This is a genomic window from Kitasatospora sp. NPDC048194 (genome assembly GCF_043202455.1).
Classification (GTDB): Bacteria; Actinomycetota; Actinomycetes; order Streptomycetales; family Streptomycetaceae; genus Kitasatospora.
Genome location: NZ_JBIDAK010000014.1, coordinates 139,410 through 151,241, shown reverse-complemented (window position 1 = coordinate 151,241; position 11,832 = coordinate 139,410). Strand labels below are relative to the sequence as shown.

Sequence of the window (11,832 nt, the reverse complement as noted above, 5' to 3'; positions counted from 1 at the left end):
CCGGTCACAGGTCGAACTCTGCCCAGACGGTCTTGCCTTCGGGGAGACGGGCTGCGCCCCAGCGGTCGCACGTCTGCTGGACGATGACCAGCCCGTGCCCGCCGGGCAGGCCGGGCCGGTGGGGTCGGCGCGGTTCCGGCAGCGCCGATGACCGGTCACTGACGTCGACGCGCAGACGCGCCGCCGAGGCGTGCAGTGCCAGCTCGACCGCCTCACCGGCGTGGAGCACGGCGTTGGAGACGAGTTCGGCGACCAGCAGGACGATGTCGCTCGCACGGTCCGGGTCGGGCCAGGACCAGTCCGCGAGAGCGGCGGCGGTGAATGTCCGGGCGCGGGCGACCGGCCGGGGTACGCCTCCCAAGACCAGGCGTCTCCGTTGACCGCCGGCAGGCAGAGCGGTGAGATGAGCGACCGGTTCGTTGCCGAGGAGGTCCCGGCTGGTGTTCATGAGCGGTTGTCCTTCCGGCTTGACGCTCTTCCTCCCCGGTTTCCCTGTCGCGGTCGGTACATGCGGGCCGTCTCCGAGGCGGTGGTCTCAGTGCCGGCCGGAGTCCGGCGTCAACGAGGGGCGGAGAGCGCCTCGTCGACGGAGGGGTGGAGGGAGAAGACAGCGCCGGCTCCTGTGATGTCCAGCAGTCTCGTGACCGCCTCCGACGGTGCCGCAAGTCGGAACGGGACTCCGGCCGCGGTTGCGTTCATGCGCGTCCTGAGCAGCAGGTTCAGGCCGGAGGAGTCGCAGAAACCGAGGTGCTCGAGGTCGGCCACCAGCAGGGCGGGGCGTGCGGCGAGTGCTTCCTGCAGCGCGGTGCCGACCTCGGTGAGGCTGTCGAGGTCCAGGTCACCCGCGAAGGTGCAGACGGCTGCCCCGTCCGCAGTGCGCCGCACCCCAACTGCCCCACTCACGACGGGCCTTGACGCCGGCAGGGCTGCACCGTTCTTGTTTCGGGCTGGCAACGTCCCCTCCCACGAAGTTCCTTGATGGCCCTGGGACGGCATCCCACAGGCAGCCGGATCGCCCGAACGCCGTCCACCGCTTGACAGGAGCCCCTGTGCTCCAGGGGCAGTTGCCCCAGAGGCAGTTCAGCCTGCCTCCAGGCCGTCCCGCAGCTTCTTCAGGATGCGGGTGAGCAGCCGGGACACGTGCATCTGGGACAGTCCCAGCCGGGCGCCGATCTGGGACTGGGTGAGTTCTTCGGTGAAGCGCAGGGACAGGAGGAGCCGTTCACGTGCCGTCAGTTCCGCGATGAGGGGTTTGAGCGCGACGAGGTTCTCGGCGAGGGTGATCGCGGCGTCCTCCTGGCCGAGCCGGTCGGCCAGGGGGCCGGGGCCTTCGTCGTCCTCGGCGCTGCCGTGGTCGAGGGACCCGGTGGTGTGGGCCTGGGCGGCCGTGAGGCCCTCGATCACCTCGCTCTCCGGCAGGCCGAGGTGGCCGGCGAGTTCGGCGACCGTCGGTGCGCGGTCGAGTTGGACCGTGAGGTCGTCCTGGGCCTTGGCGAGGGTGATGCGCAGTTCCTGGAGCCGGCGGGGGACGTGGACCGCCCAGGTGGTGTCCCGGAAGTGGCGGCGGATCTCGCCGAGGACCGTCGGGATGGCGAAGGTGGAGAACTCCACCTCGCGTTCGGGGTCGAACCGGTCGATCGCCTTGATCAGGCCGACGGCTCCGACCTGCAGCAGGTCTTCCTGGGGCTCGCGGTGGGCGTCGAAGCGGCGGATCACGTACCGGACGAGGGACAGGTTGAGCTCGACCAGGGTGGATCGTACGTAGGAGTACTCGCGGGTTCCTTCTTCGAGGGTCGCGAGTCGGGCCAGCAGCACGCGCGTCAGCTCTCGCGCGTCCGCCGGGGCGACGTCCCGCGGGCTGTCGACGTCGAGCAGTTCCGGCGCGACGCGGCGGACGGCGTCCGGGCTGCCGAGCGGCCGGGCGGCCAGCTCGCGGTCCTCGGTTCGCGTGGTCATCGGTGCTCCTCTCCAAGCCGGGGCAAGCTCGTTCCCGGTTGCCCGCGACCGCGGGCATCATGCACACAAGCCCCGTGGAGGAATTGTGCACATTTCATGCTCTCGGCCGGTTCTGCTCCTCCGTGACACGGACGGCCCGGCCCGTGCCTCCGTGTGGTTGACGCCGCGGTGGCGAACCGGATCCGGTGCCCCGCCCGCCAGGCGGGTCAGAGCGGGTCGGATCCGGAGTCGTGGACGGTCGTCATGTCGGTGAGGCCGCAGATCGTCAGGACGGGGACGAGAAGGGCGGGGGCGCGGATTTCGATGCGCTCCGCGCGAGCGAGCAGCACACTCAGGCCTGCGCTGTCGAGGTAGCCGACGCGGGTGAGGTCGACGAGGACGGGTGGGGGGCCGGCGCCCAGGAGGGTGTCCAGGGCCACCGTGAGATCGGCGGCATTGGTCATGTCGATCTCGCCCTCGGCGACCAGCGCGCTCCGCCCGTCCGCTCGGTGCTCTTCGGTGAGAGACAGCAGGGAGCTCATGAGTCGATCCTCGTGTTCATCTCGATGGTGGTGCCCTCGGGGCCGGGGGCGATGGTGACCTGCTGCATCAGGGCGCGCATCAGGGTGATCCCACGCCCGCGGTGAGGGTTCGCCTCAGGCTCCGGGGTCTTCCAGCGTCCGCTGTCGGTGACGGTCAGCCGCATTCCGCCCGCCCGGGTCTCGGCTCGCAGGCGGACCGTTTCCCCGGGGTTGTGGCGGTGGCCGTGCTCGATGGCGTTGGCGCACGCCTCCCCCGCGGCGACCAGCACGCCGTGTGCCGTGTGCGGCGGCAGGTCGCACCGGCGGAGCCAGTCCCGCAGCGCTTGGCGGACCGGCGCGAGCTGTCCTGTCTCGGCGGGGAAGGCCATGTCCAGCGGGGCGGGGTGCCGGTACACGAGGAGGGCGACGTCGTCGTCATACCCACCGACCGGCGCGAGCGCGGCCATGACCTGGGAGGCCAGTTCCTCGATGTCGGTGTCCCGGCCCCCCTGGACGGCCTCGGCGGCCTGTTCGATGCCCTCGGTCACGGGGCGCCGGCGCCGTTCGACCAGGCCGTCGGTGTACAGGAGCAGGGTGGCGCGGGCCGGCACGGTGAACTCCGCGCTCGGGCGCGGGTGGCCCGGGCGGACGGCGAGGGGGGTCGCACGCCCCTCCTCGAGCAGGTGCACCGCTCCGTCGGGATGGACGACTATGCCCGGCGGATGTCCGGCGCTGGAGTAGACCAGGTGCCCGCTGGCCGGGTCGAGGACGCCGCAGAAAACGGTGGTGCACAGGGCCCCGGGGATGCTCGCGGCGAAGTGGTCCAGGGCTGAGAGGACCTGACCGGGCCGGGCGTCCTGGAGGAGCAGCGCCCGGCAGGCGCTGCGCAGCTGTCCCATGACGGTGGCCGCCGTCAGACCACGGCCCACGCAGTCGCCGACGACGATGCCGATGCGGCCGTCGGGCAGCGCGGTGGTGTCGTACCAGTCGCCACCCACCTCGAGGGGCCGCGCGGCGGGTTCGTAGCGCACGGCGAAACCCTCGGGCAGGTGGGAGGGGCCCAGGATGGAGCGCTGAAGGGCGAGGGCGGTCTGCCGCTGCTGGTCGATCTGCTGGGCTCGGGCGAGCCCCTGTGCCAGGTGCCCTGCGAGCAGGGCCAGCAGGGTGGTGTCCTGATCGGTGAACGGACGGTTCCCGCCCAGGTCGAGCCAGAGTGCCATGGGACCCTGCGGGTGTTCCAGAGCCACTCCCACGCCCGGGCCGCGGTCTGTGGCAGGAGCCAGTGACGGGCCTTCACGCACGGCGGTGAGTGCGCGGCGCTGGTCGTCGGTGAGGCTCTCCCAGGTGCTCTCGCCGCAGGAGGCGTACAGCGACGGCGCCCCGGCTCCGTGGAACACGGCTGCGAGCACCTGACGGGCGCTCCAGAGGACTTGCAGCTCTTTCAGGGCTCCTTCGAGAGCCTCGTCGAGGCTACCGGCTCGGGACAGCAGGAGGCTGAGGGCGGCTACCGCGCTCTCCCGCTGGATCGTGTAGTGCTCAGCGGTGACGTCTCGCAGCGTTCCGACGATGACGCGTCGGCCGGTGTCCGGGTCCTGGACGTGGTTGAAGGTGGCCGTGACCCAGACCCGGCGGCCGTCGCGGTGCCGGACCGGCACCGTGTAGCAGCCGCGTTCCTGCGCCAGCAGGCTGCTGAACGCCTCGGCCACCTGGCGGTGGGCCTCGGGATCGCTGATCGCATCGGGCCACCACGGGTGGAGCGGGGCGTAGGGCAGCCCGTCGGTGTCGTAGCCGAGGATGTCCGTGAACGCGGCATTGATCTCCACCACGGCGCCCTGCTCGTCGCAGACGAAGAACGCCTCCTGCAGGGACTCCACCAAGGCGGTGCGCCAGCGGGCGTGGTGGGTCCGCAGGCGGGCCAGCTCGATGTTCGCGCGGACCCGGGCCAGCAGTTCGGCCGCGGAGAACGGTTTGACGAGGTAGTCGTCCGCCCCCGCCTCCAGGCCCTCGATGGATGACTCCTGCCCGGCGCGCGCCGACAGCAGCAGGACGGGCACACCCGCGGTGCGCCGGTCGGCCCGCAGTGCGGCGACCAGTTGCAGGCCGTCCAGCCGGGGCATCATCACGTCGCTGACGACCAGGTCCGGGGCCTCGCGGCGGGCGCTGTCCAGCGCGGCCTGCCCGTGCGGCACCGCCTGCACCTCGTACCCGCTGCCGCGCAGGAGCCGGGTGAGGTATCCGCGCATGTCGGCGTTGTCGTCCGCGACCAGCACCCGTGCCGGCACCGTACGGCCGCGCCCTGCGGGAGCCGGGGAGGATCCGGGTGGGCTGGAGGTGCCGGCAGGAAGGACCCCCGACCGGGATCCGTGGCCGGCACTGGGGACGGTGTCCCCCGTGGGTGCCGGGGGGCCTGCGGGAAGCCAGCCCAGGGCTTCCTCCAGGTAGGACTCGGCACCGGCCGAGGGAGACGGCGCGGTCGCCGCCGGTACCAGGGCGTCCGCCGGCAGGTGGGCGTGGCCGAAGGGCAGGCGAACCGTGAAGGTGGTGCCGTCGCCCTCGTGGCTGCGCGCGGCGATGGTGCCGCCGTGCAGGGCGACCAGTTCCTTCACCAGGGCCAGGCCGATGCCGCTGCCCTCGTTGGACCGCGCCCGGGCGTTGTCGACGCGGTGGAAGCGTTCGAAGAGCCGGGGCAGTTCCTCCTGGGGCACGCCGGTCCCGGTGTCGGCCACCGTGACCACCGCGTGGTCGTCTTCCGTGCCCGCCGTGACCCGGATGGAGCCCTCGAAGGTGAACTTCAGTGCGTTGCTGAGCAGGTTGAACATCACCCGCTCCCACAGGGCGCGGTCCAGGTACACCGGCTCCGGCACCGCGGCGCAGGCCACCTCGAGGACCAGTCCGGCCCGCTCGACGGCGGAGCGGAAGACGGCCGCCAGTTCCGCGGTCACCGCGCCGAGGTCGGTCGGCTCGTAGCGGGCCTGCATCCGTCCGGCCTCGATGCGGGAGAAGTCCAGGAGGGTGTTGACCAGCTTGCCCAGGCGCCGGCCGTTGCGGCGGACGACCTCGAGTTCCTCTCGCGCCCTCGAGTCCAACTGGTGCTGGCCGCCCAGCAGTTCCTCCACCGGCCCCATGATGAGCGTCAGGGGGGTGCGCAACTCGTGGCTGATGTTGGAGAAGAAGGCGGTTTTCGCCCGATCGAGCTCGGCGAGTCCCTCAGCACGCTGTTGCTGGGCCCGGTAGCTGCGGGCGGAGCCGATTCCGGCCGCCAGGTGGCCCGCGACGAGTCCCACGAAGCCGCAGTACGGCTCGTCGACCGGCCGGTAGCGGTTCAGCGCAGCCACCAGGAAGCCGTAGGGCGAGCTGCCCTGCTGCTGCAGGGGCACCACCAGTGCCTGGCTGGGCGGCAGAGGCCAGACTGCGGACGGCAGCTCCGTGGACGGGCCGCCCTCGAGCGTCAGCAGGGCTTCCTCTCCGCGGGCCGCCGCCTGCGCGGGCCACGCTCCGTCGGGGTCGTCGAGCGCGATGACCTCGGGGGCAGCCGGGTGGCCGGCCGCGATTCCGGTGGCCGACGCCAGGTGCGCGCAGCCGTCGCCGTCGAACAGGTAGGTGAGGGTGAACGGCAGGTCATGGGGGTTCCGCTCCAGCTGCCGGCCGGCGAAGGCCAGCACCTCCTGCTCGGTGCGCACCACGCTCGGGTCGGAGCCGAGGTCCCGCAGGGTCGCCATCCGCCGCTCGCCGACGACGCGTTCGGTGTCCTCGGTGACGACGCACAGCATGCCCACGACGGAGCCCGCGTCGTCCCGCAGGGGGCTGTAGGAGAAGGTGTGGTACGTCTCCTCCGGGTAACCCGACCGCTCCAGGACCAGCATCAGTGCCTCGTCCCAGGTCGCCCGGCCGGTGGCCAGCACCGTGTCGATCCGGGGGCCGATGTCGTCCCAGATCTCGCTCCAGACCTCGGCGGCCGGTCGGCCCAACGCCCACGGGTACTTGCGGCCGAGCGTGTCGCGCCGGTAGGCGGCGTTGCAGAAGAACGTCAGTTCCGGGCCCCAGGCCATCCACATGGAGAACCGGGACGACAGCAGGATGCTCACCGCCGTCTGCAGGCTCTGCGGCCAGTCCTCCGGAGAGCCGAGCGGCGTCGCGGTCCAGTCGACGGAAGCGAGATCGCGGCCGACCTCGTCATCGGGGGAGAACACCGCATCCGGAGCGGCCAGTGGCCCGCGGGCGTCCCCGTTCCCGCCGGTCTCCGTCTGCTTCACCGCTTCCCGCTCCCTTTCTGCCTGTGCCCTGTGCCCCTGCCCGGGTGCGGCCCCGCGCTTCACCGGGACGGGATCGCGGTCGGTGCGGCTGTCGCCGCCAGGGCGTCTTCCACGCTCGCGTGCAGCGGGAAGACCTGGTCCGTGCCGGTGACCCGGAGCAGCCGCCGCACCCGCTCGCCCGGGGCGCACAGTCCGACCTCGAGGCCCTGCCGGGCGGCCTCGGCCCGCAGCCGCAGCAGCGCGTTCAAGCCGCTGGAGTCGCAGAAGTCCAGTGCGGCAAGGTCGAACATCAGGTGGGTCGCGCCGGAGAGCACGGTCGGGTCCAGCCGGACGACGTCCACGCTGTCCAGGTCGAGTTCGCCCACCAGACGGGCGACCACCACGCCGTCGGAGCACTGCACCGTCATGGTCGCCCCGTTGCCGAGGGGGCAGTCGTCGGTGCCGGAGGATGGGGTCGGCGTCATCGGCAGGTCCTCTCACACTCGTGGCGGCGCGCTTCACTGCCCGTAGCTGTACGCGGCGGTGGGACCGGCCACCGTCGCCTGCGGCTCAGGAAGGTGTCAAGGAATTCCTGACATGCGATTCAGGTCATGGATATCAGGTTAACGGGGACACCAGGTGCGGGGGCCTGCTCAACCGGCACGCAACCGGCGTCCGTCAGCCTGGAAAGCCCGGTGCGCGGCCGGGCCAGGGCAGCGCGGCGTGGATGTGCTTGCCGCTCTCGTGGGGCACCACCGTCAGGGCGTCGGCGAGCTTCTCGAGAAGTGGCCAGCCGTACCCGCCGGTGCCGTCGGGCTGTGGCTGGCGGGGCTCGGGCACGGCGGTACTGGTGTCGCTGACGGTGACGCGCACCCGGCCGTCCTCGCTGAAGTCGATGTGCAGCCGACCGGGCCCGGCGGTGTGCCGCACGGCGTTGGTGACCAGTTCCGAGACGGCCAGCAGGATGTTGTCGGCCGCCCGCGGGTCGTCGCTGGGACGCGCACGGTGCAGCGCGGCGAGGAAGTCCCGGGTGACGGCACGGGCGGCGCCGATGCTTCCGTGCCGGCCGTCGAAGACGTGCCGAACCGACCACTGGCCGCTGCGAGCCCCGGAGCTGTTGTCCACCAGCATCCTCACTCCTCTGATGACTGTCACGGGGCTCCGCCGGGCGGGAGCAATCAGCGCGGATTCCAGCGCCGGTGCCTCACCGCACCGGTACACGGCGGCTCTCGGGCAACGTGTTGCCGCGCCCCGAGGACTCTACACATCCCGCTCCGGCTGCCGGCCGGGGGCGGGGAAACCGGCCGGCCGGCCGATCAGGGCCGCCAGACCGCTGAACACCAGCAGTTCGCGGGCCTGTTGGCCGGCTCCGCTCACCATCAGCGTGCCGCCGCCGTCCCGGGCGACGTGCTGGAGGGCGACCAGGGCGTGGATGCCGGAGCAGTCGATGAAGGTGACCCCGGTCAGATCGACGGCGAGGTCGGTACCGCTCCCCTGTTCCACGGCCAGCGCGGCTCCGACCAGGTGGCCGGCGGAGTCCAGGTCGATCTCCCCGAGGGGATGGAGGGTCAGGGTGCCACCCTGGTGACTGGTGAAGACGTGCAGCTCGGTCATGACCGGCTCAGCCCCCTTCCGGGGCGTTGACTGCTCCCACCCTCTCATCCCGCTCACGCCCCACCAACCCAGCGGCTGGTCCTTCGCGGACACGGCCGTCGGCGGGCCGTCGCACGCGGGCCCTCCGCCGGCTGGCTGGCGGAACCGCGGTGTTCACGGCCGTGCCGCGCGCGGCCGACCGGCGCCGCGCCGGGCGGGCGCCCGACGCCGACCCCCGGATGCACACGGCCCCGGCTGCAGGCCGAGTTGCTCGACCCTACGGCTCCTCACCATCACCGGACTCGATCGGGTCTTCCTCCGACGCCCCGACGGGGAGGCGCGGTGAGCGCCCGGCAGCTCAGCTGCCCGTAGGGCCCGTCCACCCCGCCGTTCCGGTCCGGCGTCCAGGGCGATGGCCTGAGGCTGGTGCCAGCCGATCGGCGACGCGCACGGACTCGGACATCGGTCGAGGCTCCGGCGACGGCCGGGGACTCACCGGCTCAACCGTGCCAGCCCGCGCGGGCCCCGGCCGCGGCCAGGACCGCGCACGCCGCCAGGTTCGTGAGCGGGTAGGAGACCAGGACGGCCACGAACTCCCGCAGGGTCGCGCTGGGCCGGTAGTAGGCCGCGGTCGGTGCGCCGTGCGCCTCGCCCGGTACCCCGGCCCGGCGCGCGAGGATGCCCGCCCGCAGCGTGTGGAAGTCGTTGGTCACGATGGCGCAGCGGTAGTCCGGGCGGATCCGCCTCATCAGCTCGCGACTGAACCGGAGGTTCTCCCCCGTGTTCGTCGAGGCGCGCTCCTGGAGGACGTGCTCGTCGGGGACGCCCCGCCGCGCGAGGTAGTCAGCCATCGCCTCGGCCTCCGGCACGCGCTCGTCCGAGCCCTTGCCGCCGGAGACCACCAGGATCGGGGGCTTTCCCCTGGCCGCCTGACGGCGGTACAGGGACAGAGCTTTCAGCAGGCGCGCGGCCAGCAGCGGCGGGACGGTGGACCCGTTCGTCAGGCCGGCGCCGAGCACGACCACGAAGTCGACCGGGCGGCGTGCCGTGACCCGGTGGTAGAGCGCGGCGTAGCCGGTGAAGCAGAGGAAGAGGAACGACAGGTAGCCGCTCATCAGCAGGGCGGCGGTGGCCGCCGCGCGCAGCGGTCCCTGGTCGGCTCGCGCGGCGACCACCACGAGCGGGAGTACGGCCAGGATCGCAAGGCCCGCCAGCAGTGACAGGAGGTTGGCCGGGCGGCCGCCTTCGGTGCGGACCATCCGGATGCCGTTGGCCACCAGGGCCCCGGCGACGGCCGTCGCACTCGCCACCGCCGCGATGCCGGTGGCGCCGGCCACCGCCTGCGCCACCGGTCGGTGGAAGCGGTCGAGCTCCAGAAAGAAGCCTGCGAACAGGAGGAGAGCGCCCAGGCCCAGGAGCACGCCGTTGCCGAAGCGACGCCGGTCGTCACGGAAACGCCGTGCGAAGAGCAGCAGGAGCAGAGCGGCTGCCAGGAGGAGGAGGGATGTCACTTCGGCTCCTTGTCCGGCGAAGGGGGAACGCGCACCACCGACGGCTGGATCGCCGGGGCCCGGCACAGGCGGACGGAACCTCCCGGCCGACCGTCCCTGCTCAGCAACGGATGCGGGCGTGACGCGGCCCGTGGGCCTCGTTCCCCACCCGGGCCGCCGTGGACCGGCGCCGCCCGCCCCGGTGAGCGGGGCGGGGAGCGGTCGCTGCCAGGACCATCGCCAACGCCAGCGGAACCAGCAGCAGCATCATCGTCACGGTATCCACGCCTCCAGGAGTCATCCAGCGCCGCACCAGTACCCGCGTCCTGCCCCGCATCGCGGACACCATGCCACCAGCGCTCCGGTACGGGAGGAGAGTGTCGCCGGGCTGGTCGGCCCGCTTCGCCGCGGGTGGGCTCCTCGGCGAGGTGCCGCGCGGCGCCGTCGGCGGGGTTGACCGGGCAGCAACGGCGCGCCGACATCGGTGGTGATCCGTGAAGGTGTCACCCGGTTGGCCTTCGCGCACCCGTTGCGCTTAGGCTTCCCGCTGGCCCGCGTCTCACCCGGTGGCTGCGGAAGGCCCAGGAAGGTGGAAAGCCGATGCCCGAGCAGGCTTCGGCATCCGAGGACGGCGTTCCTGGCAAGCGCCTGCATCTGGTGCCCGATGAGGTCGTCGAGGCCGGTCGGATGGAGGCGGTTCGCCGCTACGACATCCTCGACACCCCGCCCGACGGGGCGTTCGACCGGGTGGCCGCGCTGGCAGCCCGCCTGTTCGACGTCCCCGTGGCGACGGTGACGATCGTGGACGAGGACCGGATCTGGTTCAAGGCCGCGCACGGCCTGGACGGGGTCAGTGAGATCGGCCGCGACCCGGGCCTGTGCGGCTCGGCGGTGCTGCGCGACGACGCCCTGGTGATCCCCGACACCCTGCTCGACGACATCGCCTGCGGCAACCCGCTGGTCACCGGTCCGCTCGGGGTCCGGTTCTACGCCGCCGCGCCGATCATCACCGCGGACGGGCACAAGCTGGGCACCGTCAACGTGCTGGACACCAAGCCCCGCTCCATCACCTCCGGACAGACCGCCACCCTGACCGATCTGGCAGCGATCGTGCTGGACGAGATGGAGCTGCGCCTGTCCGCCCTGCGCACGGTGCGCCAGGAGCAGCGGGCCGCCGAGGCCGAGCGGGCGGCCCGGGAGCAGGCGGAGCGGGACAGGGCGGCGATCGCCTCCTTCGCCTCCACCTTGCAGCGCACTCTGCTGCCGCCGGCGCTGCCGACGGTGCCCGGCCTGGAGCTGGCCTGCCACTACCACACCGCGTCCGCGCACGACGTGGGCGGCGACTTCTACGACGTCTTCCCCCTGTCCTCCGGGAAGTGGGGATTCTTCCTGGGGGACGTGTGCGGCAAGGGCGCCGAGGCGGCCACCATCACCTCCCTGGCCCGCTACACCCTGCGGGCCTCCGCCCAGCACACCGACGACCCCGTCGCGGTACTCGAGGCACTCAACAACGCCCTGCTGGCCGACGTGTGGGCGGGCAGCCGGTTCTGCACGGCATACTTCGCAACTCTCACCCCGGCCGAGGCCGGGGGCTTCACCGTGGAGCTGGCCACCGGCGGGCACCCCCCTGCCTACCGCCTCGTCCCCGCGCCACCTGGATCCGGACCCGCCACGCAAACGCGAGTGGAAGCGGTCCGCCCCAAGGACGGCATGCTCATCGGAGCCTTCCCCGGCGCCCGCTTCGCCTCGATCACCCTTCACCTCGCCCCCGGCCAGGCCCTGCTCGTCTACACCGACGGGCTGACCGAGGCACGCACCAGGACCGGCGCCATGCTCGGTGACGAGGGCCTGACGGCCTTCCTGTCCGCTCGTCCCGCGTCGTGCGGGGCGGCGCAGTTGGTCCAGGACACGGTCGGCCTGCTGGACGCCCTGCCCGAGGGCGCGAGTGACGACGTCGCCCTGCTGGCGCTGTCGGTCCCCACTCCCGACCAGGCGGCCGCCACGACGGGGGCCGGATCCACCGCCCACACCACCGCCGCGCCCGCCGGCGAGGAGCACTGA

Annotated in this window: 10 protein-coding genes; 1 reads left to right on the top strand and 9 read right to left on the bottom strand. The window is 72.5% G+C overall.

Annotated elements, in window-relative coordinates:
• Positions 1 to 4: 4 nt before the first annotated feature.
• The 9 genes from ACGF07_RS19235 to ACGF07_RS19195 form a co-directional block, all read right to left on the bottom strand.
• A complete protein-coding gene (locus ACGF07_RS19235) occupies positions 5 to 361 on the bottom strand; it encodes an ATP-binding protein (RefSeq protein ID WP_392900227.1) in 357 nt (118 codons plus the stop codon).
• A gap of 197 nt (positions 362 to 558) precedes the next feature.
• The gene (locus ACGF07_RS19230) at positions 559 to 885 is read right to left on the bottom strand and encodes an STAS domain-containing protein (RefSeq protein ID WP_392900224.1); all 327 of its coding nucleotides are present in this window, start codon (positions 883 to 885) and stop codon (positions 559 to 561) included.
• A 195-nt stretch (positions 886 to 1,080) separates the two neighbouring features.
• Entirely contained in the window at positions 1,081 to 1,956 is an 876-nt protein-coding gene (locus ACGF07_RS19225; protein ID WP_392900221.1) for a SigB/SigF/SigG family RNA polymerase sigma factor, read from the bottom strand.
• Positions 1,957 to 2,162: 206 nt separating this feature from the next.
• On the bottom strand, positions 2,163 to 2,477 hold the full coding sequence (locus ACGF07_RS19220; RefSeq protein ID WP_392900218.1) for an STAS domain-containing protein: 315 nt from the start codon (positions 2,475 to 2,477) through the stop codon (positions 2,163 to 2,165).
• A complete protein-coding gene (locus tag ACGF07_RS19215) occupies positions 2,474 to 6,511 on the bottom strand; it encodes a SpoIIE family protein phosphatase (protein ID WP_392900336.1) in 4,038 nt (1,345 codons plus the stop codon). The genes ACGF07_RS19220 and ACGF07_RS19215 overlap by 4 nt, the downstream gene beginning before the upstream one ends.
• 257 nt (positions 6,512 to 6,768) lie before the next feature.
• Entirely contained in the window at positions 6,769 to 7,173 is a 405-nt protein-coding gene (locus ACGF07_RS19210) for an STAS domain-containing protein (RefSeq protein ID WP_392900216.1), read from the bottom strand.
• Between the two features lie 193 nt (positions 7,174 to 7,366).
• Positions 7,367 to 7,819, bottom strand: a complete 453-nt coding sequence (locus tag ACGF07_RS19205; protein WP_392900214.1) for an ATP-binding protein — start codon at positions 7,817 to 7,819, stop codon at positions 7,367 to 7,369.
• A gap of 129 nt (positions 7,820 to 7,948) precedes the next feature.
• Positions 7,949 to 8,302 (bottom strand): STAS domain-containing protein, encoded by a 354-nt coding sequence (locus ACGF07_RS19200; RefSeq protein ID WP_392900211.1) that lies wholly within the window; start codon positions 8,300 to 8,302, stop codon positions 7,949 to 7,951.
• 479 nt (positions 8,303 to 8,781) lie between these two features.
• Entirely contained in the window at positions 8,782 to 9,792 is a 1,011-nt protein-coding gene (locus ACGF07_RS19195) for a YdcF family protein (RefSeq protein WP_392900208.1), read from the bottom strand.
• A 579-nt stretch (positions 9,793 to 10,371) separates the two neighbouring features.
• Between ACGF07_RS19195 and ACGF07_RS19190 the strand changes: the two genes are divergently transcribed.
• Entirely contained in the window at positions 10,372 to 11,832 is a 1,461-nt protein-coding gene (locus tag ACGF07_RS19190; protein ID WP_392900206.1) for a PP2C family protein-serine/threonine phosphatase, read from the top strand.